Origin of the sequence: Citrobacter sp. CtB7.12 (genome assembly GCF_001297795.1) — a bacterium.
In the GTDB taxonomy this organism is placed as follows: Bacteria; Pseudomonadota; Gammaproteobacteria; order Enterobacterales; family Enterobacteriaceae; genus Citrobacter_A; species Citrobacter_A amalonaticus.
This window is the reverse complement of record NZ_LIFT01000011.1, coordinates 65,214-89,216: the sequence shown is the minus strand read 5'-3', so window position 1 is coordinate 89,216 and position 24,003 is coordinate 65,214. Positions and strand designations below refer to the sequence as shown.

The 24,003-nt window shown below is 53.2% G+C and carries 29 protein-coding genes; 14 read left to right on the top strand and 15 right to left on the bottom strand.

The window, feature by feature from the left end; translation table 11 throughout:
- Positions 1-32: 32 nt before the first annotated feature.
- The 4 genes from cgtA to rplU all read right to left on the bottom strand — a co-directional run bounded on the left by cgtA (position 33) and on the right by rplU (position 2,903).
- Positions 33-1,205: an Obg family GTPase CgtA gene (cgtA, locus tag AOY24_RS14930; RefSeq protein ID WP_042325080.1), complete on the bottom strand. Its 1,173-nt coding sequence runs from the start codon at positions 1,203-1,205 to the stop codon at positions 33-35.
- Positions 1,206-1,220: 15 nt separating this feature from the next.
- Positions 1,221-2,186, bottom strand: a complete 966-nt coding sequence (locus tag AOY24_RS14925; protein WP_042998293.1) for a DMT family transporter — start codon at positions 2,184-2,186, stop codon at positions 1,221-1,223.
- A gap of 128 nt (positions 2,187-2,314) precedes the next feature.
- On the bottom strand, positions 2,315-2,572 hold the full coding sequence (gene rpmA / locus AOY24_RS14920; protein ID WP_003861831.1) for a 50S ribosomal protein L27: 258 nt from the start codon (positions 2,570-2,572) through the stop codon (positions 2,315-2,317).
- Positions 2,573-2,591: 19 nt separating this feature from the next.
- Positions 2,592-2,903 carry a 50S ribosomal protein L21 gene (gene rplU, locus AOY24_RS14915; RefSeq protein ID WP_003025032.1) on the bottom strand — a complete coding sequence of 104 codons (312 nt, stop codon included), beginning with the start codon at positions 2,901-2,903 and terminating at the stop codon, positions 2,592-2,594.
- A 258-nt stretch (positions 2,904-3,161) separates the two neighbouring features.
- Here rplU and ispB point away from each other — a divergent pair, with 258 nt between their 5' ends.
- Together ispB and sfsB are read left to right on the top strand one after the other, a co-directional pair.
- Positions 3,162-4,133, top strand: a complete 972-nt coding sequence (gene ispB, locus AOY24_RS14910; RefSeq protein ID WP_046401906.1) for an octaprenyl diphosphate synthase — start codon at positions 3,162-3,164, stop codon at positions 4,131-4,133.
- A 227-nt stretch (positions 4,134-4,360) separates the two neighbouring features.
- Positions 4,361-4,648 carry a DNA-binding transcriptional regulator SfsB gene (sfsB, locus tag AOY24_RS14905; protein ID WP_042998295.1) on the top strand — a complete coding sequence of 96 codons (288 nt, stop codon included), beginning with the start codon at positions 4,361-4,363 and terminating at the stop codon, positions 4,646-4,648.
- A 55-nt stretch (positions 4,649-4,703) separates the two neighbouring features.
- On the opposite strand, the gene murA is transcribed toward sfsB, so the two are convergent.
- The 7 genes from murA to mlaF form a co-directional block, all read right to left on the bottom strand.
- A complete protein-coding gene (murA, locus tag AOY24_RS14900; protein ID WP_044329009.1) occupies positions 4,704-5,963 on the bottom strand; it encodes a UDP-N-acetylglucosamine 1-carboxyvinyltransferase in 1,260 nt (419 codons plus the stop codon).
- Positions 5,964-6,015: 52 nt separating this feature from the next.
- Complete coding sequence (ibaG, locus tag AOY24_RS14895; RefSeq protein WP_042325065.1) at positions 6,016-6,270, bottom strand: BolA family iron metabolism protein IbaG; 255 nt, start codon at positions 6,268-6,270, stop codon at positions 6,016-6,018.
- Between the two features lie 123 nt (positions 6,271-6,393).
- On the bottom strand, positions 6,394-6,690 hold the full coding sequence (gene mlaB, locus AOY24_RS14890; RefSeq protein WP_042998297.1) for a lipid asymmetry maintenance protein MlaB: 297 nt from the start codon (positions 6,688-6,690) through the stop codon (positions 6,394-6,396).
- Entirely contained in the window at positions 6,690-7,325 is a 636-nt protein-coding gene (gene mlaC / locus AOY24_RS14885; protein ID WP_042998298.1) for a phospholipid-binding protein MlaC, read from the bottom strand. The genes mlaB and mlaC overlap by 1 nt, the downstream gene beginning before the upstream one ends.
- Positions 7,326-7,343: 18 nt before the next feature.
- Complete coding sequence (gene mlaD, locus AOY24_RS14880; protein ID WP_043001758.1) at positions 7,344-7,901, bottom strand: outer membrane lipid asymmetry maintenance protein MlaD; 558 nt, start codon at positions 7,899-7,901, stop codon at positions 7,344-7,346.
- A 4-nt stretch (positions 7,902-7,905) separates the two neighbouring features.
- Positions 7,906-8,688: a lipid asymmetry maintenance ABC transporter permease subunit MlaE gene (gene mlaE, locus AOY24_RS14875; RefSeq protein WP_044255944.1), complete on the bottom strand. Its 783-nt coding sequence runs from the start codon at positions 8,686-8,688 to the stop codon at positions 7,906-7,908.
- A gap of 7 nt (positions 8,689-8,695) precedes the next feature.
- Entirely contained in the window at positions 8,696-9,508 is an 813-nt protein-coding gene (gene mlaF, locus AOY24_RS14870; RefSeq protein ID WP_042998300.1) for a phospholipid ABC transporter ATP-binding protein MlaF, read from the bottom strand.
- 208 nt (positions 9,509-9,716) lie between these two features.
- Between mlaF and AOY24_RS14865 the strand changes: the two genes are divergently transcribed.
- The 12 genes from AOY24_RS14865 to yrbL all read left to right on the top strand — a co-directional run bounded on the left by AOY24_RS14865 (position 9,717) and on the right by yrbL (position 18,496).
- Positions 9,717-10,694, top strand: a complete 978-nt coding sequence (locus AOY24_RS14865; RefSeq protein ID WP_042998301.1) for a calcium/sodium antiporter — start codon at positions 9,717-9,719, stop codon at positions 10,692-10,694.
- Positions 10,695-10,708: 14 nt separating this feature from the next.
- Complete coding sequence (gene kdsD, locus AOY24_RS14860; RefSeq protein WP_042998302.1) at positions 10,709-11,695, top strand: arabinose-5-phosphate isomerase KdsD; 987 nt, start codon at positions 10,709-10,711, stop codon at positions 11,693-11,695.
- A gap of 20 nt (positions 11,696-11,715) precedes the next feature.
- Positions 11,716-12,282 carry a 3-deoxy-manno-octulosonate-8-phosphatase KdsC gene (gene kdsC / locus AOY24_RS14855; protein WP_042998303.1) on the top strand — a complete coding sequence of 189 codons (567 nt, stop codon included), beginning with the start codon at positions 11,716-11,718 and terminating at the stop codon, positions 12,280-12,282.
- Entirely contained in the window at positions 12,279-12,854 is a 576-nt protein-coding gene (gene lptC / locus AOY24_RS14850) for an LPS export ABC transporter periplasmic protein LptC (protein WP_044255950.1), read from the top strand. The genes kdsC and lptC overlap by 4 nt, the downstream gene beginning before the upstream one ends.
- Positions 12,823-13,377, top strand: a complete 555-nt coding sequence (gene lptA / locus AOY24_RS14845; RefSeq protein WP_042325045.1) for a lipopolysaccharide ABC transporter substrate-binding protein LptA — start codon at positions 12,823-12,825, stop codon at positions 13,375-13,377. Before lptC ends, lptA begins: the two co-directional genes overlap by 32 nt.
- A 6-nt stretch (positions 13,378-13,383) precedes the next feature.
- Positions 13,384-14,109, top strand: coding sequence for an LPS export ABC transporter ATP-binding protein (gene lptB / locus AOY24_RS14840; protein WP_044263650.1), 726 nt, complete (start codon positions 13,384-13,386; stop codon positions 14,107-14,109).
- Between the two features lie 47 nt (positions 14,110-14,156).
- Positions 14,157-15,590, top strand: coding sequence for an RNA polymerase factor sigma-54 (gene rpoN, locus AOY24_RS14835; protein WP_054176894.1), 1,434 nt, complete (start codon positions 14,157-14,159; stop codon positions 15,588-15,590).
- 22 nt (positions 15,591-15,612) lie between these two features.
- A complete protein-coding gene (gene hpf, locus AOY24_RS14830) occupies positions 15,613-15,900 on the top strand; it encodes a ribosome hibernation promoting factor (protein WP_003025078.1) in 288 nt (95 codons plus the stop codon).
- 115 nt (positions 15,901-16,015) lie between these two features.
- Positions 16,016-16,507, top strand: coding sequence for a PTS IIA-like nitrogen regulatory protein PtsN (gene ptsN, locus AOY24_RS14825; RefSeq protein ID WP_042325036.1), 492 nt, complete (start codon positions 16,016-16,018; stop codon positions 16,505-16,507).
- 33 nt (positions 16,508-16,540) lie between these two features.
- On the top strand, positions 16,541-17,395 hold the full coding sequence (gene rapZ / locus AOY24_RS14820) for an RNase adapter RapZ (protein ID WP_012908509.1): 855 nt from the start codon (positions 16,541-16,543) through the stop codon (positions 17,393-17,395).
- Positions 17,392-17,664 (top strand): PTS phosphocarrier protein NPr, encoded by a 273-nt coding sequence (gene npr / locus AOY24_RS14815; RefSeq protein ID WP_042998307.1) that lies wholly within the window; start codon positions 17,392-17,394, stop codon positions 17,662-17,664. Before rapZ ends, npr begins: the two co-directional genes overlap by 4 nt.
- A gap of 199 nt (positions 17,665-17,863) precedes the next feature.
- Entirely contained in the window at positions 17,864-18,496 is a 633-nt protein-coding gene (gene yrbL / locus AOY24_RS14810; protein WP_042998308.1) for a PhoP regulatory network protein YrbL, read from the top strand.
- A 7-nt stretch (positions 18,497-18,503) separates the two neighbouring features.
- Here yrbL and mtgA read toward each other — a convergent pair whose 3' ends face one another.
- The 4 genes from mtgA to AOY24_RS14790 all read right to left on the bottom strand — a co-directional run bounded on the left by mtgA (position 18,504) and on the right by AOY24_RS14790 (position 23,461).
- A complete protein-coding gene (mtgA, locus tag AOY24_RS14805) occupies positions 18,504-19,223 on the bottom strand; it encodes a monofunctional biosynthetic peptidoglycan transglycosylase (RefSeq protein WP_054176893.1) in 720 nt (239 codons plus the stop codon).
- On the bottom strand, positions 19,220-19,873 hold the full coding sequence (gene elbB, locus AOY24_RS14800; RefSeq protein ID WP_042998310.1) for an isoprenoid biosynthesis glyoxalase ElbB: 654 nt from the start codon (positions 19,871-19,873) through the stop codon (positions 19,220-19,222). Before elbB ends, mtgA begins: the two co-directional genes overlap by 4 nt.
- Before the next feature lie 228 nt (positions 19,874-20,101).
- Positions 20,102-22,438 carry an aerobic respiration two-component sensor histidine kinase ArcB gene (gene arcB / locus AOY24_RS14795; protein WP_042998311.1) on the bottom strand — a complete coding sequence of 779 codons (2,337 nt, stop codon included), beginning with the start codon at positions 22,436-22,438 and terminating at the stop codon, positions 20,102-20,104.
- Between the two features lie 93 nt (positions 22,439-22,531).
- Positions 22,532-23,461 carry a TIGR01212 family radical SAM protein gene (locus AOY24_RS14790; protein ID WP_044263697.1) on the bottom strand — a complete coding sequence of 310 codons (930 nt, stop codon included), beginning with the start codon at positions 23,459-23,461 and terminating at the stop codon, positions 22,532-22,534.
- Positions 23,462-24,003 lie beyond the last annotated feature (542 nt).

Genomic DNA, 24,003 nt, shown 5'->3' with positions numbered 1-24,003 from the left:
ACCCCGGCAACATGTCCGGGGTTTTCCTGAGATTAACGCTTATAGATGAACTCGACGCCTTCTTCGTCGTCTTCGTCCCAGTCGTCATCCCAGTCGTCTTCCGCTTCTTCTTCCACTTCAGCGATTTGCTGGCGATGATAATCATCCCACATGAACTCGACTTTCTCTGGCTGCTTCGCTTCTTCCGCCTGAGTAATCGGGTTCTCAATGATAAAGGTCATCACATCCCAGCAGAGATCTTTCACGCCCAGTTGGCTGGCGGCAGAGATCAGATAGTATTTATCTTCCCAGCCCAGCGCCTGCGCGATAGCTTTGGCTTTCTCTTCCGCTTCGGCTTTGTCCAGCAAATCGATCTTGTTGAACACTAACCAGCGCGGTTTTGCTGCCAGATCCTGACTGTATTTTTCCAGCTCGCCGATGATGATGCGCGCATTCTCAACCGGATCGGAACCGTCGATAGGATCGATGTCAATGAGATGCAGCAGTACGCGGCAACGCTCAAGGTGTTTCAGGAAGCGGATACCCAGACCGGCACCTTCCGCAGCGCCTTCAATCAGCCCCGGAATGTCCGCCACCACGAAGCTCTTCTCGTTATCCATACGGACAACACCGAGGCTCGGCACCAGCGTGGTAAACGGATAATCCGCCACTTTAGGCTTCGCCGCAGAGACCGCACGGATAAAGGTCGATTTACCGGCATTTGGCATCCCCAGCATGCCCACATCCGCCAGCAGCATCAGCTCCAGCAGCAGATCACGCTTGTCACCCGGCGTCCCCATCGTTTTCTGACGTGGCGTACGGTTGACGGAAGATTTGAAACGGGTGTTACCCAGACCGTGCCAGCCGCCTTTTGCGACCATCAGACGCTGACCGTGCTTAGTCATGTCGCCCATGGTTTCGCCCGTGCCCTGATCGATCACACGCGTACCTACCGGCACTTTAATCGTGACATCTTTCCCGCGTTTACCGGTACAGTCACGGCTGGCGCCATTCTGGCCTCGTTCTGCGCGGAAAGATTTCTCAAAACGGTAATCGATCAGGGTGTTCAGGTTTTCGTCGGCTTCCATCCAGACGTCGCCACCATCACCGCCATCGCCACCGTCCGGGCCGCCTTTCGGGATGTATTTCTCACGGCGGAAGCTTACGCAACCATTGCCGCCATCGCCTGCAACGACCAGAATCGTTGCTTCATCAACAAACTTCATTTTACTCTCCGTAAATCATTCGCCTGAGCGGGGCTGCGATACCACCGATTCATGCTTACGTAATCCGCCCCAAATACGATGACCAATGGCGGAGTACATCGCGCCCGCAACCACGACAAACGCACCGAGATAACCGAGAAGGTTTAACATCGGTCTGGCGAAGAAATCGGGCCAGGCCATAGATAAAAGATCTGAAAATAACAGCGTAAACAGCGGGGTGAGCGTGATTAATGCGCTCACCTGCGCTGCCTGCCAACGCGCCATCGCTTCCGCCAGGGCGCCATATCCTACCAGTGTATTCAGCCCACAGAAAATTAAACAGGCAAGCTGCCAGTCACTGAGCTGGGCTATCACACCGGGCTTCGCCAGCGGCAATAGCGCTATCGTACATAAAGTGTACAGTAAAAACAGAATCTGCGGTGATGCCAGACGCCGCAATAACACCTTTTGCGCAACACCATAACTTACCCAGACCGTAGCCGCACCGACGCCAAAAATGACGCCCCAGGTGTAATCGGTCAGCCTGGTAAAAATTTCGATCAGACTGGTGTTGAAGAACATCACCAGTCCGCACAACAGCATTATCGCGCCGACAATCTGCGTACCGCGCATTTTCTCTTTAAGGATAAATACGCTCGCGACCATCATGCCCACTGGCGACAGTTGGCCGATCACCTGCGAAGCCGTTGGGCTTAAATACTGCAGGGAAGAGCTGAACAGGATGAAGTTGCCAAAGAGCCCACCGGTAGCAATTGCCAGCAGAACCAGCCAGCGCGCTTTGCGAAAAATTCGCAGCGGCGGAAGCTTACGCTTCGCGGCCAGAATCGCCCCGAGGCCAATACTGGCGATTAAAAAACGGTAAAAAACGATGGTAGGAGGCTCCATCACCTCCAGCACCTGCTTCATAGCAATTGGCAAAGCCCCCCAACATACCGCCGTTGTGAGCGCCAAAAGAATACCAATGCCAGCCTGCTGCTTCATGCCCGTTTCCCTGCAAGGGCTCGTTATCCGGTGCAAAGCGGTTTCACGAGCATATTTACCGGTCGTCGAATGTAAAAAGCCCCGCAACAGGGTGCGGGGCTTTTATCCGTTACCGGACCACGAAAAACTTACTCAGCAACGATGCTGATGTATTTACGGTTGTTCGGGCCTTTAACTTCAAATTTCACTTTACCGTCTGCTTTAGCAAACAGAGTGTGGTCACGACCGCAACCTACGTTAGTGCCAGCGTGGAACTTGGTACCACGTTGACGAACGATGATGCTACCCGCCAGAACGGATTCGCCACCGAAACGCTTAACGCCCAGGCGTTTAGCTTCTGAATCGCGACCGTTACGAGTTGAGCCGCCAGCCTTTTTATGTGCCATTTAAATCTCTCCTCAGGTCTTAGGCGCTGATGCCAGTAATTTTCACATCAGTGAACCACTGACGATGGCCCTGCTGCTTACGATAGTGTTTACGACGACGAAACTTAACGATTTTAACTTTCTCGCCACGACCGTGAGCAACAACTTCAGCTTTGATAACGCCGCCATCAACGAAAGGAACGCCGATTTTGACTTCTTCACCGTTTGCGATCATCAGAACTTCAGCGAATTCAACAGATTCGCCAGTTGCGATGTCCAGCTTTTCCAGGCGAACGGTCTGACCTTCGCTTACTCGGTGTTGTTTACCACCACTTTGGAAAACCGCGTACATAAAAAACTCCGCTTCCGCGCACACCTTTTCAATGATTCAGAGTGCGCTATAAATATTCACAATAGGGCGCGAATATTACGCAAAACGTGAGCCTTTGACAAGTGCTACAGTCAATACATGAAGAAAAAAAACACAACGTGTACGGTAACGTTTATCTGCGGCGTTTTTTCAGTACAATCAGCATATATTTCTAACCCTAAACCCTAAGTTACCTTGCCGCATGATGAGGTAAACGGGGCGAAAAGCCCGGCTTTTGCGATGAATTTAGAAAAAATCAACGAGTTAACCGCGCAAGATATGGCGGGTGTCAATGCGACAATCCTTGAACAGCTTAATTCCGACGTCCAACTGATCAATCAGTTAGGCTATTACATTGTGAGCGGTGGCGGTAAACGCATTCGCCCGATGATTGCCGTCCTCGCGGCGCGCGCCGTTGGCTATCAGGGAAATGCCCATGTCACGATTGCGGCATTGATCGAATTTATCCACACCGCCACCCTGCTTCATGACGATGTAGTGGATGAATCCGATATGCGCCGGGGTAAAGCCACGGCGAACGCTGCGTTTGGTAATGCCGCCAGCGTGCTGGTTGGCGATTTTATCTATACCCGAGCTTTCCAGATGATGACCAGCCTCGGCTCCCTGAAAGTGCTGGGGGTGATGTCTGAAGCCGTAAACGTCATTGCTGAAGGTGAAGTCCTGCAGTTAATGAACGTTAACGACCCGGATATTACGGAAGACAGCTATATGCGGGTGATCTACAGTAAAACAGCGCGTCTGTTTGAAGCGGCAGCGCAGTGTTCCGGTCTCCTCGCGGGCTGTAGTGAAGCCGAGGAAAAAGGACTGCAGGACTATGGTCGCTATCTGGGCACTGCATTCCAGTTGATTGACGATCTGCTGGACTATAACGCCGACGGCGAACAGCTCGGTAAAAATGTCGGTGATGACCTGAACGAAGGCAAACCGACGTTACCGCTGCTACATGCGATGCGTAACGGCACGCCAGAGCAGGCACAAATGATTCGCCATGCGATCGAGCAAGGCAATGGCCGACACCTCCTGGAGCCCGTGCTGGAAGCGATGAACGCCTGCGGCTCACTGGAATGGACACGTCAGCGTGCGGAAGAAGAGGCTGACAAAGCCATCGCCGCGCTGCAGGTGCTGCCGGATTCCCAATGGCGCGAAGCGTTGATCGGCCTGGCGCATATCGCCGTCCAGCGCGATCGCTAATAACGATGGAATCATCCCGCCACTCTGCGCGGGATGATTCATAAAAGATCTAATAAAACCCACCAAACCTCTCTATTCCGCTGCAAGCAAAGCAATAACTCTTAATAAATTCTGAATATTCAAACTCTTTACTTGAACATATTAGAACAACAATTCTCTGGGAGTATAGTGTCTTCTGCAAATTGATGGTGCAAATCAACGATGAATGACCATAAACGAGGGGATAAATGGAGAGCAAACTCATTGACTGGCATCCGGCAGATATCATTGCTGGATTACGTAAAAGAGGGACATCAATGGCTGCCGAGTCACGCAGAAACGGATTAAGTTCCTCCACGCTGGCAAACGCCTTAACCCGACCATGGCCGAAAGGCGAGCTGATCATTGCGAAAGCGCTCGGAACGGATCCCTGGGTGATCTGGCCTTCACGATACCATGACGCAAAAACTCATGCGTTTATCGACAGAACGCGCATGATGCGGGCGTCACGTCGTGACAAGCAGGATGTAGAGTAAGGCACAAAGCAGTAGCCCCAGCCATTGGCAATGGGGCTACTGATTTCATTGACGCTTATTCGGCTTTCACGCGCTCGATATTGGCACCCAGGGCGCGCAGTTTATCTTCGATACGCTCGTATCCGCGATCGATATGATAAATACGATCCACGACCGTCGTCCCTTCTGCAATACATCCCGCCAGCACCAGACTAGCCGACGCACGCAGATCCGTCGCCATCACCTGCGCACCGGAGAGCTTATCCACACCGTGACAAATCACGGTATTGCTTTCGATTTCGGCATGAGCGCCCATACGGCTCAGCTCAGGCACGTGCATAAAGCGGTTTTCAAACACGGTTTCCGTAATGAATCCGGTCCCTTCCGCTACCAGGTTCAGCAGCGTGAACTGGGCCTGCATGTCCGTCGGGAATGCCGGGTGCGGTGCGGTGCGCACGTTGACAGCTTTCGGACGTTTACCGTGCATGTCGAGGCTAATCCAGTCTTCACCCACTTCGATATCCGCGCCGGCATCGCGCAGTTTCGCCAGTACCGCGTCCAGCGTATCCGGCTGCGCGTTACGACAGAGGATTTTGCCGCGAGAAATTGCCGCTGCGACCAGGAAAGTCCCGGTTTCGATACGGTCCGGCAATACGCGATAGACACCACCGCCCAGACGTTCTACGCCTTCGATGGTGATACGATCGGTACCCTGGCCGGAAATTTTCGCTCCCAGCGCAATCAGGAAGTTGGCCGTGTCGACAATTTCTGGTTCACGTGCGGCGTTTTCAATGATGGTGGTGCCTTCCGCCAGCGTGGCAGCACACATGATGGTGACCGTTGCGCCAACGCTGACTTTATCCATGACGATATGCGCGCCTTTCAGACGACCATCCACGGAGGCTTTCACATAGCCTTCTTCCAGCGTGATCGTGGCACCCAGTTGCTCCAGACCGGTGATATGCAAGTCAACCGGACGTGCGCCGATCGTGCAACCGCCAGGCAAAGAAACCTGGCCCTGACCAAAACGGGCCACCAACGGTCCCAGCGCCCAAATTGATGCGCGCATGGTTTTTACCAGGTCATACGGTGCGCAGAAAACATTAACGTCGCGGGCATCGATGTGCACGGAGCCATTGCGTTCCACTTTGGCGCCAAGCTGACTCAGCAGTTTCATCGAGGTATCAACGTCCTTCAGTTTCGGGACGTTCTGGATCTCTACCGGCTCTTCCGCCAGCAACGCCGCGAAAAGGATCGGCAGAGCGGCGTTTTTCGCGCCAGAAATTGTGACTTCGCCCTCGAGCCGGGTTGGCCCTTGTACACGAAATTTATCCATGATGTTGTTCTCAGTTAAAATTCATCGTCGTTACCGGTGTGACACCCGTAACTCAAAAACCGTTTAGTTTGCGATCGCGCGCCCATTCTGCGGGGGTATACGCTTTGATCGACAGGGCATGAATGCGATTGTCCGCAATGTACTCCATCAGCGGCGCATAGACCGACTGCTGCTTCTTCACCCGGCTCATGCCGTCAAACATCTCACCCACGGCAATAACCTGAAAGTGACTGCCATCGCCAGAGACGTGGACTTCCTGGAGGGAGAGTGCGTTCATCAGCACGCTCTGAATTTCATTATTTTCCATGGGCTCTTCATTCGTCAGATTGTGAATACAGCCCAACATCTTAGAGCAAAGTTGCGCTGTCATAAATAAGCAAAAAGCCTCGCGGGTCAATCCAGCGAGGCTGTAGATAATAACGTACTGATATTACTGACGCGGAAGCACGTCAGCAGGCAGATTATAGAGTTCCGCCAGGGTAAAGACTTTGTCATTCACCCCCGACAACGACACGTTGTTGCCCTGCTGTTTCGCCAGACTGATGAGATGGACCAGCAGCGCCAGTCCCCCCGTATCCACTCGGGAAACCTGACTGAGGTCGATGCAGGTGACACCGGTCATTGCTTCAATGCGCGCATCCCACAAAGGATTAAGCACATCCTGGTCCAGTTCTCCCACCAGCGCCAGCTTGTCACCGTCACGCGTCCAGTTGAGTGACTGAGTCATTACTTCTTCTCTTCCAGCGTGATTTTTTGCTGCGCGATAGATTTCAGTTGCGCCGTCAGTCCATCGATCCCTTTAGTACGCAGCAGATCGCTCCACTCGTTCTGTTTGGTAGTGATCATGCTGACGCCTTCGGCGATCATGTCATAGGCCTGCCAGTGACCCGTCTGAGTGTTTTTACGCCACTGGAAGTCCAGACGCACCGGAGGACGGCCGTTGGGATCGAGGATGGTTACACGGATCGGAACGATGCTCGCATCACCCAACGGTTGTTCCGGAGCAATCTGATACGTCTGACCGTGATACATCGCCAGCGCCTGGCCGTAGGCCTGTTTCAGGTATTCACGAAACGCGGCGAAGTAGGCTTCACGCTGAGCCGGAGTGGCTTCTTTGTAGTAACGCCCCAACACCAGCGCGCCAGCATATTTCACCTGCACATACGGCAGCAGTTCCTGGTCAACCACGTCACGCAGATAGTCCGGATTAGAACGGATTTTCGGCTGTTCGTTTTTCAGGCGGTCGAAGGTTTTCTGCGCCGCTTCATTCATCAACTTGTAAGGGTTGGTCTGATCGGCTGCAATGGCGGTGCTCAGCGGTGCAATCACCAGCAAAGCCACCATCATTAAACGCTTAAGCATAATTCGATTCTCCTGAGATTAATTCGTTGTGCCCGCAGGCCCAGTGGCTTCATTATGGCCTTCGGTCGGCGCCGACGCATCGCCAGAATTCTTATTGTCATCGCCTTTACTGTTGCTGTTGTAAAGGAACTGACCAATCATATCTTCCAGCACCATCGCGGATTTGGTGTCCTGGATTGTGCCGCCATCTTTGAGGATAGACGTTCCCAGCTCAGGATCTTCAAAACCGACGTTCAGCGCCAGATACTGTTCCCCCAGCAGACCGGACGTCCGGATGCTCAGCGAACTGGTATCAGGGATGTGGTTATAGCGCTCTTCGATGTCCAGCGTCACGCGCGGTAAATAGGTCTTCGGATCCAGAGAGATATCCGCCACGCGCCCCACCACCACACCACCGATACGCACCGGCGAGCGCACTTTCAGGCCGCCGATATTATCGAATGTCGCGTAAATCGTGTAGGTCGGTTCTGTGCGCATAGAGGTCACATTAGCCGCCTTCAGGCAGATAAACAGTGCGGCCAGCAATGCGGCTAATAAGAAGATCCCCACCCAAATTTCATTTTTTTTCGTTTGCATGAACTCAATTCCCAAACATCAATGCGGTCAGTACAAAGTCCAGACCCAGAACGGCCAGCGACGAGTGCACAACGGTGCGTGTGGTTGCCCGGCTGATTCCCGCCGAGGTCGGAATCGCATCATACCCATTGAATAATGCAATCCAGGTTACCGTAATGGCGAACACCACGCTTTTAATCAAACAGTTGACCAGATCCAGACGCCAGTCGACGGCATTCTGCATCGCGGACCAGAAGAAGCCAGCATCAATCCCCTTCCAGCTTACGCCGACCAGAGAACCGCCCCAGATCCCGACGGCCACAAACAAAATCGTCAACATCGGCAGCGAAATCACGCCCGCCCAGAATCGCGGAGAGATCACCCGGCGCAGGGGATCGACAGCCATCATTTCCATACTGGAAAGCTGCTCGGTCGCGCGCATCAGGCCAATTTCAGCGGTGAGTGCAGAGCCCGCACGCCCCGCAAATAACAACGCGGCGACAACCGGACCGAGTTCACGCAGCAGCGACAGTGCCACTAACATCCCCAGACTGGTTTCCGCGCTATAGGTGGTAAGTACCAGATAGCCCTGCAGCCCCAGCACCATGCCGATAAACACGCCAGAAACAATAATGATCAGCATCGACAGGACGCCCACATTATAAAGCTGGCGCACCAGCAACGGCGCGTGCTTACGAAATTCCGGTTTGCCGACCAGCGCATTGAACAACATTAACCCGGCGCGCCCGAACGTTCTGAGAGTTTTAATCCCCTTGTGTCCCAGCGTCGCCAGTGCATTTAACAGCATGAGTGGCTTAACTCCCTGTTCCGAGTAAATCAGAGTGATAATCGCCCGCAGGATAGCGGAACGGGACCGGCCCGTCTGCAATGCCATCCAGGAACTGACGCACACGCGGGTCGTCATTCTCTTGCAACGCCTGCGCGCTGCCGTGGGCCACAATCTTTTTGTCCGCCATAATATAGGCGTGATCGGCAATGCTCAGGACTTCCGGCACATCGTGAGAGACCACGACGCAGGTCACGCCCAGCGCATTGTTTAATTCAGAAATCAGTTTGACCAGCACGCCCATGGTGATCGGATCCTGTCCGACAAACGGTTCGTCAAACATGATGAGATCCGGCTCCAGCGCAATGGCGCGTGCTAACGCCGCCCGGCGCGCCATCCCACCGGACAGTTCAGAGGGCATCAGTTTTGCCGCGCCGCGCAGACCGACAGCTTCCAGTTTCATCATCACCGTGCTCTTCAGTAACGGCGGGGGAAGCGTGGTATGTTCGCGTAGCGGATAGGCCACGTTATCAAACACGTTCATGTCGGTGAACAGCGCCCCGGACTGAAACAGCATACTCATCCGTTTGCGTACCGTGTAGAGGCGCGAGCGAGACATCTCAGGAATGTTCTCGCCATCAAACAAGATCTCCCCCTTGTCTGGCACAATTTGTCCGCCGATCAGACGCAAGAGCGTCGTTTTACCGATGCCCGATGGCCCCATGATCGCGGTTACCTTGCCACGCGGTACGGTCAGAGAGATGTTATCGAAAATGCAGCGGTCGCCGCGCGTAAAGCTGACATCGCGCATATCGACTAAATTCGCCACAGACTGCCCCATTGATTCATCCTTCGTGTTGCTTGTTGATCTCAGCATGGCGTGGAATTCAGCCATGAACCCAACATATTTACAGAATATTACCCGTGCTGGTTAGCTAAAGCTGGCATTTGTTTTACTTTTTAGCTGCATAAAGTCAAAATTAAGACTTCGTTACGGTTTCCAGACGATCCCGGTGGACCGGCGAGTATACCTGAAGAAAGGACTTTAGATGCTTTTAGCAACGGCGCTGTTAATTATTGGTTTATTATTGGTCGTCTACGGCGCCGACCGCCTGGTTTTTGCCGCGTCAATCTTATGTCGAACCTTTGGGATTCCGCCGCTGATTATCGGTATGACGGTAGTCAGTATAGGCACATCTCTGCCTGAAATTATTGTTTCTGTCGCCGCCTCTCTGCACGGGCAGTTAGATTTAGCCGTCGGCACCGCGCTCGGCTCTAACATTACTAACATTTTGTTGATCCTCGGGCTTGCCGCGCTGATCCACCCTTTTACCGTGCATTCCGATGTTCTGCGTCGCGAATTACCGCTAATGTTGCTGGTTAGCGTAGTGGCCGGATCCGTACTGTATGACGGACAACTCAGCCGCAGCGATGGTATCTTTCTTTTACTGTTAGCCGTGTTATGGCTGCTGTTCATTGTTAAAATCGCCCGTCTCGCTGAGCGTCAGGGCAATGACAGCCTCACCCGCGAACAGGTTGCCGAGTTGCCGCGTGAAGGCGGATTACCGGTGGCGTTTTTATGGCTGGGCATTGCGCTGATTATCATGCCGATGGCGACCCGAATGGTGGTGGATAACGCCACTGTGATTGCCAATTTCTTCGCGATGAGCGAACTGACGATTGGCCTGACGGTGATCGCAATTGGCACCAGCCTGCCTGAACTGGCAACCGCTATCGCTGGCGTGCGCAAAGGTGAGAACGATATCGCGGTGGGCAATATCATCGGCGCGAACATTTTTAACCTCACCATTGTTCTCGGCCTTCCCGCTCTGATTACGCCGGGTGACGTCAATCCGCTGGCGTTCAGCCGTGACTACAGCGTGATGCTGCTGGTGAGCATCATCTTTGCATTACTTTGCTGGCGGCGTCCCCGCCAGTCCGGTCGCGGCGCGGGCGTGCTGCTGACCGGCGGTTTTATCGTATGGCTGGCGATGCTGTATTGGCTATCGCCACTTCTCGTTGGATAACTGGAAACAGACATATGTCGCACTTAGCGTTACAACCGGGTTTTGACTTTCAGCAAGCCGGCAAAGAAGTTCTGGCGATTGAACGTGAAGGCCTGGCGGAGCTCGATCAGTACATCAACCAGGATTTCACTCTCGCCTGTGAGAAAATGTTCAACTGCACCGGCAAAGTGGTGGTGATGGGCATGGGGAAATCGGGGCATATTGGCCGCAAAATGGCCGCGACCTTTGCCAGCACCGGCACCTCTTCCTTCTTCGTTCATCCGGGCGAAGCCGCCCACGGCGATCTGGGAATGGTGACCTCGCAGGATGTAGTGATTGCCATCTCCAACTCCGGGGAATCCAGCGAGATCGCGGCCCTGATTCCAGTTCTTAAGCGACTGCAGGTTCAGCTTATCTGCATCACCGGGCGACCAGAAAGCAGCATGGCGCGTGCTGCGGATGTCCATCTGTGTGTTAAAGTACCGCAAGAAGCCTGTCCGCTTGGACTGGCCCCGACAAGCAGCACCACCGCTACATTAGTGATGGGCGATGCGCTGGCGGTGGCGTTATTAAAGGCGCGCGGCTTTACCGCTGAGGATTTTGCTCTGTCGCATCCGGGCGGTGCGCTAGGGCGTAAACTGCTGTTGCGCGTGAACGATATTATGCATACGGGTGATGAAATCCCGCATGTCACCAAAGAAGCCAGCCTGCGCGATGCGCTGCTGGAGATAACCCGCAAGAACCTCGGGATGACCGTGATTTGCGATGATGCGATGAAGATCGACGGTATCTTCACCGACGGTGATTTACGTCGCGTCTTTGATATGGGCGTTGATGTGCGCCAGCTCGGTATCGCCGACGTGATGACGCCAGGGGGCATTCGCGTGCGTCCAGGAATACTGGCGGTCGATGCCCTGAACTTAATGCAGTCTCGTCATATCACCTCCGTAATGGTTGCCGATGGCGACCAGTTACTCGGTGTGTTACATATGCATGATCTCCTGCGTGCAGGCGTTGTGTAGAAATTCAAGGATAAAAAGAAATGAGCAAAGCAGGTGCGTCGCTTGCGACCTGTTATGGACCCGTCAGCGCAGACGTCATCGCCAAAGCAGAGAATATCCGTCTGCTGATTCTTGATGTCGATGGCGTGCTGTCGGATGGCCTGATTTATATGGGCAACAACGGTGAAGAGCTGAAGGCTTTCAACGTCCGTGACGGTTACGGGATCCGTTGTGCGCTGACGTCTGATATCGACGTCGCCATCATTACCGGACGAAAGGCTAAACTAGTAGAAGATCGGTGTGCCACACTGGGGATCACGCACCTGTATCAGGGGCAGTCGGACAAGCTGGTCGCCTTTCACGATCTGTTGGCAAAACTGGCGATTGCGCCGGAAAATGTGGCCTACGTCGGTGACGATCTGATTGACTGGCCGGTGATGGAAAAAATTGGCCTGAGCATTGCCGTTGCGGATGCGCATCCGTTACTGCTTCCGCGCGCGGATTATGTCACGAAAATCGCGGGCGGACGCGGCGCGGTACGAGAAGTCTGTGATTTATTATTACTGGCGCAGGGTAAGCTTGATGAGGCCAAAGGGCAATCGATATGAGTAAAGCCAGACGTTGGGTTATCATTCTACTGTCATTGGCCGTGCTGGTGCTGATTGGGATTAACCTGGCCGATAAAGACGACACGGCGCAGGTGGTGGTGAATACGAGCGATCCGACCTATAAGAGCGAGCATACGGATACCGTTGTCTACAGTCCGGAAGGTGCGCTGAGCTATCGTTTGATCGCCCAACATGTTGAGTATTATTCCGATCAGGCCGTTTCGTGGTTCACACAACCCGTATTAACGACGTTTGATAAGGACAAGATCCCGACGTGGTCAATCAAGGCTGATAAAGCCAAGCTAACCGAGGATCGAATGCTGTATCTTTATGGTCACGTTGAAGTCAACGCGCTGGTGCCTGACGCTCAACTTCGCAGAATTACCACCGATAACGCGCAGATCAATCTGGTGACGCAGGATGTTACCTCTGAAGACCTCGTCACGTTATACGGAACAACATTTAACTCCAGCGGACTGAAAATGCGCGGCAACTTACGCAACAAGAACGCCGAGCTGATTGAAAAGGTTAGAACCTCCTATGAAATTCAAAACAAACAAACTCAGCCTTAATCTTGTGCTTGCCAGCTCACTTCTGGCCGCCAGCATTCCGGCGTTCGCCGTCACGGGCGATACCGAACAGCCGATCCACATCGAATCGGACCAGCAGTCTCTGGATATGCAGGGCAACGTCGTGACCTTCACCGGTAATGTCATTGTGACCCAGGGCACTATCAAAATTAACGCCGATAAAGTGGTCGTTACCCGCCCTGGCGGTGAAGAGGGTAAAGAGGTCATTGATGGCTTCGGCAACCCGGCCACGTTCTATCAAATGCAGGACAACGGTAAGCCGGTAAAAGGCCATGCGTCGAAAATGCATTATGAACTGGCGAAAGATTTTGTCGTGCTCACCGGCAATGCGTATCTGGAACAGCTCGACAGCAACATCACCGGGGACAAAATTACCTATCTGGTGAAAGAGCAGAAAATGCAGGCCTTCAGTGAGAAAGGCAAGCGTGTGACCACCGTTCTGGTTCCGTCGCAGTTGCAGGACAAAAACAAAAACCAGGCTCCGGCTCAGAAAAAGAGTAACTAATTCGTTATGGCAACATTAACTGCAAAGAATCTGGCGAAGGCCTACAAGGGCCGCCGCGTCGTGGAAGATGTCAGCCTGACCGTCAACTCGGGCGAGATTGTCGGTCTGCTTGGGCCGAACGGTGCGGGTAAAACCACCACCTTCTACATGGTCGTCGGCATTGTGCCGCGCGATGCCGGTAACATCATTATTGATGATGAAGACATCAGTCTGCTGCCGTTGCACGCCCGCGCGCGCCGCGGAATTGGCTATCTGCCGCAGGAAGCGTCGATTTTTCGCCGCCTGAGCGTGTACGATAACCTGATGGCCGTACTACAAATTCGTGACGATCTCACCAGCGAACAGCGTGAAGACCGCGCTAACGAGCTGATGGAAGAGTTCCACATTGAGCATCTGCGCGACAACATGGGTCAGTCACTCTCCGGCGGGGAACGTCGCCGTGTGGAAATCGCCCGCGCCCTCGCCGCCAACCCGAAATTTATCCTGCTGGATGAACCCTTTGCCGGCGTTGACCCCATCTCCGTTATCGATATCAAACGCATTATTGAGCATCTGCGTGACAGCGGTCTCGGCGTGTTGATTACCGACCATAACGTCCGCGAAACGCTGGCCGTGTGTGAACGCGCCTATATCGTGAGCCAGGGACACCTGATCGCGCACGGCACGCCGACAGAAATCCTGCAGGACGAACACGTGAAGCGCGTATACCTTGGGGAAGACTTCAGACTCTGATAGGGTAGAAGTTTGCGACGTCATAGCGGGAGAAAACGACTCTGAACATGAAGCAAGGTTTGCAACTCAGGCTGAGCCAACAACTGGCGATGACGCCGCAGCTACAACAGGCGATTCGTCTGTTGCAGTTGTCCACGCTGGAACTGCAGCAGGAACTCCAGCAAGCGCTGGAAAGCAATCCGTTGCTGGAACAAACCGATCTTCACGACGAAGTTGATACCCGCGAAACTCAGGACAGCGAAACGCTGGATACCGCCGACGCGCTCGAACAAAAAGAGATGCCGGAAGAGTTGCCGCTTGACGCCAGCTGGGATGAAATCTACACCGCCGGAACGCCGTCGGGCACCAGCGGCGACTACATTGACGATGAGCTCCCCGTTTACCAGGGTGAAACCACGCAGACCCTACAGGATTACCTGATGTGGCAGGTGGAACTCACCCCGTTCTCCGATACCGACCGCGCAATCGCCACGTCGATTGTAGATGCCGTTGACGATACCGGTTATCTCACCGTTTCGCTGGACGACATCCTCGAAAGCATGGGCAATGAAGAGGTCGGCCTTGATGAAGTCGAAGCCGTACTCAAACGTATTCAGCGGTTTGATCCCGTAGGCGTGGCGGCAAAAGATCTGCGCGATTGCTTACTGATCCAGCTCTCGCAATTCGACAAATCGACCCCCTTCCTTGAAGAAGCCCGGTTGATCATCAGCGATCATCTCGATCTGCTGGCGAACCACGACTTCCGCACTCTGATGCGCGTCACTCGTCTCAAAGAAGAGGTGCTCAAAGAGGCGGTCAATCTGATTCAGTCACTCGATCCCCGGCCCGGGCAGTCGATCCAGACCGGCGAACCGGAATACGTGATCCCGGATGTGCTGGTACGCAAGCATAACGGTCACTGGACGGTTGAGCTCAACGTTGACAGCATTCCCCGCTTGCAGATCAATCAGCACTACGCCGCCATGTGCAACGGTGGGCGTAATGACGCCGACAGCCAGTACATCCGCAGTAATTTGCAGGATGCGAAGTGGTTGATTAAGAGTCTGGAAAGCCGCAATGATACCCTGCTGCGCGTCAGCCGTTGCATCGTTGAGCAGCAGCAAGCCTTCTTTGAGCAAGGCGAAGAATTTATGAAACCGATGGTGCTGGCTGACATCGCCCAGGCCGTCGAGATGCACGAATCGACCATTTCTCGTGTGACGACGCAGAAGTATCTGCACAGTCCACGCGGCATTTTTGAACTGAAGTATTTTTTCTCCAGCCATGTGAATACCGAGGGGGGTGGCGAAGCGTCCTCCACGGCGATCCGCGCACTGGTGAAGAAGTTGATTGCGGCGGAAAACCCCGCGAAGCCTTTGAGCGACAGCAAGCTAACATCGATGCTGTCGGAACAAGGCATCATGGTGGCGCGCCGCACCGTTGCGAAGTACCGAGAGTCTTTATCCATTCCGCCGTCAAACCAGCGCAAACAACTGGTTTGACCCAACCGATAAGGAAGACACTATGCAGCTCAACATCACTGGAAACAACGTCGAGATCACAGAAGCCCTGCGAGACTTTGTGAATACCAAGTTCGCCAAACTCGAACAGTATTTTGACAGGATCAATCAGGTCTATATTGTGTTGAAAGTGGAAAAGGTTACCCACATCTCGGATGCAACACTGCATGTAAACGGTGGCGAAATTCACGCCAGCGCGGAAGGTCAGGATATGTATGCGGCCATTGATGGCCTGATTGACAAGCTGGCAAGACAGCTCACCAAACATAAAGATAAATTGAAACAACACTAATTGTCCGGGCAGTTAGCGGGTGCAGGACGGCCTGTTGTGCAGAACAACAGGCCATTTGTACAGTTAGCGCTCCGAATCCGTTCCGCTGTTGTGGGACGGATTCTTAGGTGAAATTATGATAAATAACGATACGACTCTACAACTGAGTAGTGTACTTAACCAGGAATGTACGCGCAGTGCCGTTCACTGCCAGAGCAAAAAACGCGCGCTGGAAATCATCAGTGAACTGGCTGCAAAACAGCTCAGTCTACCGCCGCAGGTCGTTTTTGAAGCGATCCTGACGCGCGAAAAAATGGGCAGTACCGGCATCGGCAATGGGATCGCCATCCCGCACGGTAAGCTGGAAGAAGATACCCTGCGCGCCGTCGGCGTGTTTGTGCAACTGGAAACGCCCATCGCCTTCGATGCGATTGATAATCAACCTGTTGATCTGCTTTTTGCTCTGCTGGTTCCTGCGGATCAAACCAAAACGCACCTGCATACACTATCGCTGGTGGCTAAGCGTCTGGCGGATAAAACCATCTGCCGTCGACTGCGCGCCGCACAGAGCGATGAAGAGTTGTATCAAATCATCACTGACACCGAAGGCGGTCAGGATGAAGCGTAACTCCCCTTTTTCCCTGGTGAGGAGAAACAGTACATGGTACTGATGATCGTCAGCGGTCGTTCAGGGTCAGGTAAATCTGTCGCCCTGCGCGCGCTGGAAGATATGGGCTTTTACTGCGTGGATAACCTTCCCGTCGTATTGTTACCCGATCTGGCTCGCACGCTTGCCGAACGCCAGATTTCGGCTGCCGTCAGCATTGACGTACGCAATATGCCAGAGTCGCCGGAAATTTTTGAGCAGGCGATGAACAACCTGCCCGAGGCGTTCTCGCCGCAGTTGCTGTTCCTCGATGCCGATCGCAACACGTTGATTCGTCGCTACAGCGATACGCGTCGTTTGCACCCTCTCTCCAGCAAGAACCTGTCGCTGGAAAGCGCCATTGATCAGGAAAGTGACCTGCTGGAACCGCTGCGTTCTCGCGCCGACCTGATCGTCGACACCTCAGAAATGTCGGTGCATGAACTGGCTGAAATGCTGCGGACCCGCCTGTTGGGTAAACGTGAGCGTGAACTGACGATGGTGTTTGAGTCCTTCGGCTTTAAGCACGGGATCCCCATCGATGCCGATTACGTTTTCGACGTCCGCTTTCTGCCAAACCCGCACTGGGATCCGAAACTGCGTCCAATGACCGGTCTCGACAAGCCCGTCGCCGCCTTCCTCGACAGACACACAGAAGTACACAATTTTATCTACCAGACTCGCAGCTATCTTGAGCTATGGTTACCCATGCTGGAGACCAACAACCGTAGCTATCTGACCGTTGCTATCGGTTGTACCGGCGGGAAACACCGTTCGGTGTATATTGCAGAACAGCTGGCAGACTACTTCCGCTCACGCGGTAAAAACGTACAGTCACGCCATCGTACGCTGGAAAAACGCAAAACATGACCGTGAAGCAAACTGTTGAAATCACGAACAAGCTGGGCATGCATGCCCGGCCAGCAATGAAGCTCTTTGAATTAATGCAGGGATTTGACGCGGAAGTCCTGCTACGAAATGATGAAGGCACCGAAGCGGAAGCCAACAGCGTCATCGCATTACTGATGCTGGACTCCGCCAAAGGCCGACAGATTGAAGTTGAAGCCTCCGGTCCGCAAGAGGTTGAAGCGCTGGCGGCCGTCATCGCTCTTTTCAATTCGGGATTCGACGAAGACTGAGTTTTCTCGTTCCGCGGATACCTTCACAGAAAACGCCACCAGGCGTTTTTTTTCGTTTTTGCCCCCTAAACTGTACAATTCGTGCGCTTTTTAACTTAAGAATTACCTTAAGAAAACCTTAAGACAAGTCGTTTAGGTTTCATTTAACCTGAGTGTTCATACTGGATTATTGTCAGTAAATATTTCCAGGATATCACTCATGATTCGTTTATCAGCAGAGACTCCCCTGGGCACCGGACGACATCGTAAGTGTTATGCGCATCCGGATGATGCCCAACGTTGTATTAAGATCGTTTACAACAGTGGACACGGCGGCGACAAAGAGACACAGCGTGAACTGAAGTACTATGCTCACCTCTCTCGCTACCTGAAAGACTGGAGCGGTATCCCTCGCTATTACGGCACGGTCGAGACCGACTGCGGAACGGGTTACGTTTACGATGTGATTGCCGATTACGACGGCAAGCCGTCCATCACTCTCACCGAATTTGCCAAACAATGTCGTTACGAAGACGACTTTGCCGTGCTGCGTCAGCTGCTGAAGACGCTAAAACGCTACCTGCGTGACAACCATATCGTCACCATGACGCTGAAACCACAGAACATTCTTTGTCACCGTATCAGCGAATCGGAAGTGGTGCCGGTGGTTTGCGATAATATTGGCGAAGGGACGTTGATCCCGCTGGCGACCTGGTCAAAATGGTTCTGCCATCGTAAGCAGGAAAGACTGTGGCAGCGTTTTATCGCCCAACCGGTACTGGCCGTCGCGCTGGAAAAAGACGTCCACCCGAAAGAACGCAGCGGATTGTCACTCTCTTCGCGCGAGGCGTAATGCAGATTTAATGCAGGTGGTGGCGGGTCATAAACGACTCCCCACCCAACTGACGCATTTGACGCAGTATCCACGCCTGACGGCTACGCACATAGCCTGAAGGTGCTGCGACCTTAAAGCGCAGAGGATTGGGTAATACAGCGGCAAGCAGCGCCGCTTCTGACTGAGTCAATCGGCTGGCCGGTTTGCCAAAATAGCGCTGTGCGGCGGCTTCGACGCCAAATACGCCATCACCAAATTCCGCGATATTCAGGTAAACCGTCAGGATCCGCTTCTTGCTCCAGACCGTCTCTACACCGACGGTAAGTCCGGCTTCCAGCCCTTTCCGCAACCAGCTACGCCCATCCCAGAGAAAGAGATTTTTAACCGTTTGCTGTGACAATGTTGACGCGCCGCGAATGCGGTTTTCATTACGTTCGTTATGTGACAGCGCTTTTTCGATGGCAGCAACGTCAAAACCCCAGTGGTCCGGGAAGGTCTGGTCTTCTGCGGCAATCACCGCGAGTCCCATCCACGGAGAGATTTCATCCATGCTCACCCAGTCGGAATGAGCAATATAGCCAAAGTCACCCTGTAGCCAGGCACCGATCTGCCGCTCAACCATTACCGCTGAAAAAGGCACAGGCACCACGCTAAACAGCGCAATGCCACCGCCCCAGAAAACGGCGAGGATAATCACGACGCGCAATATCACTCGCCTCAGAAAGGCGAAAACTCCTTTTTTCATTCCGCCAGGACCAGCACGCGTGATACCAGTTTTTCGATCCCCATTGCCGCCTGAGCGATGTCCTGCGCCAACATGTAGGCCGGTGTGGTGACGATTTTATTATCTTCATCAACGACGATATCATCGACCGGGCACGGCACATGCTCCGCCCCCATCTCTTCCAGCACTTCCGCTGTATCAATATCGGTCCCGATTGTCAGACGTAGCGGAAAGTCGAAGATTTTCGGCAGCATCGCCGGGGCGATGCACATAAAACCCAGCGGCTTGCCCGACTGATGCATCGCCAGAGCGAGCCCGGCTAAATCCGGATCAACCCGGCATTCACTGCCCTGACTGGCAAAGTTGCTCAAATTTTTGGCCGCGCCAAAACCACCAGGAACAATCAGCGCATCCAGATCGGCTGAGACTGCCTGAGAAAGCGGACGAATGTTGCCGCGTGTAATACGGGCCGCTTCAATCAGTACATTACGGGTTTCCGCCATCGGTTCGCCCGTCAGATGATTAATCACATCGGCCTGCGCTTTGTCGGGCGCAAAGCAGACGGCCTGCGCGCCGCTGCGGGCAATGGACAGCAACGTCAGTACGGTTTCATGAATTTCAGCACCGTCATACACACCGCATCCACTGAGAACTACGCCAATTTTTTTCATTCAAATGTCCTTTTCACCACTATCTGCAGCACATTAATAATTGTGATTAAAATGCTACGCTTCACACATTTAACTGATTCATGTAACAAAGCATTTAAGATTTGCTATCTTAACTGCGTGCGGCCCGAATTTACGCGCTGCGCCTTTTAAATCACAATTATAACTTACGGCGCAGCCATGATTTCCCTGGTGTTGGCGCAGTATTCGCGCACCCCGGTCAAGCCGGGGTCATTTTTTTCCAGCGTTCGCCACCCAGGCCTTTAATACCGCAACGTCGTGTTGCCACTCCTGTTTCATCTCTTCAATCCATTCCCCCACGTTATCTTCCCATGCCGGAAGATCGGGTGACTGGATCTGCTGCCCCAGCTGTTGCAGATGACGAAGGCCAACAGAACCCGCCGCCCCTTTAATTTTATGCCCTTCTTCAACCACGCCTTTTTTGTCACGCGCGGTCAGATTGGATTCCAGAACGCTTAAATAACCTGGCATCATCTTCTCGAACACCGCCAGGCCATCGGTAATTAGTTTCGGCCCCACCAGCTCTATGTACTGTTCCAGCATCGGAATATCTAATAGCGCTTGCGATTTACTGCTCTCTTCAGATTTCACCGTGCACTCCTCCTCATCTTGGGTATCCCAGTACTTCTTAATCATGGCGGTTAACGCCGGTACCGACAGCGGCTTGCTCAGCACGTCATCCATACCGGCATCCAGATACTCTTTTTTATCTTTCAGGACGTTTGCCGTCAGCGCCACCAGCGGCGGCAGATCTTCACGCGCATAACGCTGGGTCAGTTCGCGTGAAATATCGAGGCCCGTCATATCCGGCAACTGAATATCCAGCAACACCAGGTCGTATTCGCCCGGCGTGAACATCTCCAGCGCCGCTTTCCCGGTCATCGCGACATCCACGCTATTGCCGAGTTTTTCCAGCACCGAGCGCGCCACAATGACGTTCAGTTCGATATCTTCTACCAGCAGGACATTTAACGCCGGCAGCGGCAAATCGTCATCCTCAAACGCATCTTCAACTTCTTCTGCCACCGCTGGCGCATGGACGGTCAGAGTAAAGATTGAGCCTTTACCTGGCTGACTTGCCACGGTGATATCTCCACCCATGTTTTTCGCCAGACGACGCGAGACCGCCAGACCGATGCCTGTACCGGTCGCTGGTTTTCCGCCGTGACTGTCTTTCACCTGATAATACATGGCGAAGATTTTGTCCTGCTCATCCTGCGGAATGCCGATGCCGGAATCTTCCACTTCAAAGTGCAGAGTACTGCCGGCATCGTAACGTACGCGCACGGTCACCTGGCCCTGCTGGGTAAATTTCACCGCGTTGCTGATCAGGTTCCACAGGATCTGCCGCAGACGCGTGCCGTCAGTCACCACTTTATGCGGCAGCGGCAAGGTCGGGTCGAGCACAAAACGCAGCCCTTTCTGCTGCGCCTGCAGGCCGGAGAGGTTCTCCAGATCGGCCATGAAGCTGGTGAAATCCACTGGCTGGTTATCCAGTTGAACCTTACGCCGCTCCATCTTATCCATATCAATGATATCGTTGAAGATGTTCCCCAACGTCACGGCGGAGACATGGATCGTTTTCAGGTATTTTTCCTGTTCGGCCGTCAGCTCAGTGTCCAGCAGAATACGACTCAGACCGACAATTCCGTTCAGCGGTGTGCGCAGCTCGTGGCTAATGGTGGAAATAAAGGTGGTTTTATCGCGGCTGGCGCGCTCAAGCGCATCCTGATAGCGCTTGCGCTCGGTAATATCGCGACCAAAACCCATCAGGCCATGACGTTTACCAACGCGATCGTAATAAGGCACTTTGCGGATTTCAAAACAGGCTTTGCGCCCGTCGGGATAATCAAGCCATTGCTCATAGGTCAGCGACACATTATGGCGGAAAACTTTTTCGTCGGTCTCAATGACTTTTTCGGCGGCTTCCGGCGAGTACACATCAGCAGGCTTTAAATGAACCAGTTGTTTTTCGCTTTTGCCGGTGAGCAACTCCATCGCCCGGTTACAGCCGGAAAACTCTTTATCTTCGTTGCGATAAAAAACCAAATCCGGCGAGGCATCCAGAAAAGAACGTAAAAAAGAGGATTGCTGTTCAAGTTGGATCTGCGCCTCTTCGCGCTCTTTGATCTCAACTTTGAGCTGCTCAAACGTGGACTGGCGTTCCGCCTCTGCCTTTTCGCGGTCAGCAATCTCCTGATTCAGCTGCGAAATATTATCTTTCAGTTGGACGTTGAGCTTGAGGTCGCGCTCACGCATCTCTTCCAGCTTTTGCACCAGTCGGGATAACCGCTGACGGGATTCCTCCAGTTGCTCCACCACCACCGACAAAAAATAGACCGCCCAGGGGGTGATTAACAAACCAAAGAAAATGGAGCGGATGACATCGATCTGTTCGACCCGACCATGTAGTACCATGGTGACCGCCATCTGCACCACAATTGCCAGCACAACGAGCGCTAACGCCAACAACAGCGAAAAGCGCACCAGACCCAATTTCATCATCAGGTCCACATAGTACTGCGCCAGCATACGAATTTGCTTCATCAGGGATTTCCTTTACGACAACCTGGCACAATAATACTCAATTCTGGGCAAGACGTTGAAGAATGTGCAAGAAATGCGAATGCCCGTCATAGTTCAGGCGTCAGGCGGAACCCATGCCCGTCCGATCGCTGAACCCTGCACGCCATGCGTATTCAGATAACGATCCAGCTCGACCATCCCGGTCCAGCGGTTTTCGCACCACAACGGTGCCAGCAGCGTGGGACGGCGCGCGCTGGCGGAAATACGATGATAAATCACCTCCGGCGGGGTATGACGGATCATCTCGCCTGCGGTTCGCGTGTAGTCATCCAGTTCAATCCCGTTCAGACGCCCTGCTTCCCACGCTCTGGCCATAATGCTGCCCTTCACGATGTGCAGCGGATGCAGTTTGATGCCATCCACTCCCGTCTCCACTACTCGCTCAAGCGTTTGCAGGCATTCCGCTTGCCGTTCTCCCGGCAGGCCGACAATAAGGTGCGAACAAACTTTCAGGCCGCGCTCACGGGCAAGGCGGGTCGTGCGCTGATAACAGGCAAAATCGTGACCACGATTAATACGGTACAGCGTTTTGTCATGTGCGGTCTGCAGCCCCAGCTCCAGCCACACTTCATAGCCCTGGTCTTTATACTCACAGAGCAGATCGAGAACCGCCTCCGGTACGCAGTCGGGACGCGTTCCCACGCACAGCCCGACAATACTGGCCTGACTGACCGCCTGCTGATACATCGAGCGCAACACCTGCACTTCAGCAAAGGTACTGGTATAGGCCTGGAAATAGGCCAGATAGCGTTTCGCACGATTAACCAGATGCGCCTGGTGCGCGAGTTGTTCGGCGATCGAATGATGCTGCTGCGCTTCATCCGCAAAAGAGGCAACATTACAGAAAGTGCAGCCGCCGCGTCCGATGGTGCCATCGCGATTTGGACAGCTAAATCCGCCGTGGAGCGTCAGTTTATGAACCTTTTGCCCATAACGCCGAGAAAGATCCCCACCAAACATATTGACTAATTTCTGTAACTGCATAATCTGATAGACCGCGCCTTGAAAAGAGGCCAAAGCCTGCCATTTTTAGCCCTTGTCGGCGATGACCTGGATCAATCGCCCCGGCAGGCTTTTATCAATTGCATATCCAGTCAAAATAAACGATATTTCATTCACAACCCAGCCAATTACTTTTCCTTATCTCCGGTCATTTTTTTTATCTTCTGACGTCGATTGCGCAAAAACAGTATCATGAAATGCCATATCGCAACAAACCAGCATAAAACACTACATCTGACGACGAATAAAGCGGAGACATGAGCTAACAAGCGGTTATGACAGTGAGACAGATCACACTCCTCGCCTCGTTTCCAGTACGTTAATTCAATGTCAAAATGATATTATTTTCAATGTTTTCATGAAGATAAATGCTCTATAGCACATTATTAGAGAAATAAGATTGCCATTTGACCTGTGTGTGGATTCCCGATAACGTGGAAATCCGCTGGAAGCTTTCTGGATGAGCGGTGTGCTCATCATATTTATGCAGTAATTGAGATTCCCTCTGACAGCAAGTCCTCAAA

What these genes read in the sequence shown, in the direction of transcription:
- cgtA (WP_042325080.1), bottom strand. Translation starts at nt 1,205, where the DNA reads ATGAAGTTTGTTGATGAAGCAACGATTCTGGTCGTTGCAGGCGATGGC.
- AOY24_RS14925 (WP_042998293.1), bottom strand. Translation starts at nt 2,186, where the DNA reads ATGAAGCAGCAGGCTGGCATTGGTATTCTTTTGGCGCTCACAACGGCG.
- rpmA (WP_003861831.1), bottom strand. Translation starts at nt 2,572, where the DNA reads ATGGCACATAAAAAGGCTGGCGGCTCAACTCGTAACGGTCGCGATTCA.
- rplU (WP_003025032.1), bottom strand. Translation starts at nt 2,903, where the DNA reads ATGTACGCGGTTTTCCAAAGTGGTGGTAAACAACACCGAGTAAGCGAA.
- ispB (WP_046401906.1), top strand. Translation starts at nt 3,162, where the DNA reads ATGAATTTAGAAAAAATCAACGAGTTAACCGCGCAAGATATGGCGGGT.
- sfsB (WP_042998295.1), top strand. Translation starts at nt 4,361, where the DNA reads ATGGAGAGCAAACTCATTGACTGGCATCCGGCAGATATCATTGCTGGA.
- murA (WP_044329009.1), bottom strand. Translation starts at nt 5,963, where the DNA reads ATGGATAAATTTCGTGTACAAGGGCCAACCCGGCTCGAGGGCGAAGTC.
- ibaG (WP_042325065.1), bottom strand. Translation starts at nt 6,270, where the DNA reads ATGGAAAATAATGAAATTCAGAGCGTGCTGATGAACGCACTCTCCCTC.
- mlaB (WP_042998297.1), bottom strand. Translation starts at nt 6,690, where the DNA reads ATGACTCAGTCACTCAACTGGACGCGTGACGGTGACAAGCTGGCGCTG.
- mlaC (WP_042998298.1), bottom strand. Translation starts at nt 7,325, where the DNA reads ATGCTTAAGCGTTTAATGATGGTGGCTTTGCTGGTGATTGCACCGCTG.
- mlaD (WP_043001758.1), bottom strand. Translation starts at nt 7,901, where the DNA reads ATGCAAACGAAAAAAAATGAAATTTGGGTGGGGATCTTCTTATTAGCC.
- mlaE (WP_044255944.1), bottom strand. Translation starts at nt 8,688, where the DNA reads ATGCTGTTAAATGCACTGGCGACGCTGGGACACAAGGGGATTAAAACT.
- mlaF (WP_042998300.1), bottom strand. Translation starts at nt 9,508, where the DNA reads ATGGGGCAGTCTGTGGCGAATTTAGTCGATATGCGCGATGTCAGCTTT.
- AOY24_RS14865 (WP_042998301.1), top strand. Translation starts at nt 9,717, where the DNA reads ATGCTTTTAGCAACGGCGCTGTTAATTATTGGTTTATTATTGGTCGTC.
- kdsD (WP_042998302.1), top strand. Translation starts at nt 10,709, where the DNA reads ATGTCGCACTTAGCGTTACAACCGGGTTTTGACTTTCAGCAAGCCGGC.
- kdsC (WP_042998303.1), top strand. Translation starts at nt 11,716, where the DNA reads ATGAGCAAAGCAGGTGCGTCGCTTGCGACCTGTTATGGACCCGTCAGC.
- lptC (WP_044255950.1), top strand. Translation starts at nt 12,279, where the DNA reads ATGAGTAAAGCCAGACGTTGGGTTATCATTCTACTGTCATTGGCCGTG.
- lptA (WP_042325045.1), top strand. Translation starts at nt 12,823, where the DNA reads ATGAAATTCAAAACAAACAAACTCAGCCTTAATCTTGTGCTTGCCAGC.
- lptB (WP_044263650.1), top strand. Translation starts at nt 13,384, where the DNA reads ATGGCAACATTAACTGCAAAGAATCTGGCGAAGGCCTACAAGGGCCGC.
- rpoN (WP_054176894.1), top strand. Translation starts at nt 14,157, where the DNA reads ATGAAGCAAGGTTTGCAACTCAGGCTGAGCCAACAACTGGCGATGACG.
- hpf (WP_003025078.1), top strand. Translation starts at nt 15,613, where the DNA reads ATGCAGCTCAACATCACTGGAAACAACGTCGAGATCACAGAAGCCCTG.
- ptsN (WP_042325036.1), top strand. Translation starts at nt 16,016, where the DNA reads ATGATAAATAACGATACGACTCTACAACTGAGTAGTGTACTTAACCAG.
- rapZ (WP_012908509.1), top strand. Translation starts at nt 16,541, where the DNA reads ATGGTACTGATGATCGTCAGCGGTCGTTCAGGGTCAGGTAAATCTGTC.
- npr (WP_042998307.1), top strand. Translation starts at nt 17,392, where the DNA reads ATGACCGTGAAGCAAACTGTTGAAATCACGAACAAGCTGGGCATGCAT.
- yrbL (WP_042998308.1), top strand. Translation starts at nt 17,864, where the DNA reads ATGATTCGTTTATCAGCAGAGACTCCCCTGGGCACCGGACGACATCGT.
- mtgA (WP_054176893.1), bottom strand. Translation starts at nt 19,223, where the DNA reads ATGAAAAAAGGAGTTTTCGCCTTTCTGAGGCGAGTGATATTGCGCGTC.
- elbB (WP_042998310.1), bottom strand. Translation starts at nt 19,873, where the DNA reads ATGAAAAAAATTGGCGTAGTTCTCAGTGGATGCGGTGTGTATGACGGT.
- arcB (WP_042998311.1), bottom strand. Translation starts at nt 22,438, where the DNA reads ATGAAGCAAATTCGTATGCTGGCGCAGTACTATGTGGACCTGATGATG.
- AOY24_RS14790 (WP_044263697.1), bottom strand. Translation starts at nt 23,461, where the DNA reads ATGCAGTTACAGAAATTAGTCAATATGTTTGGTGGGGATCTTTCTCGG.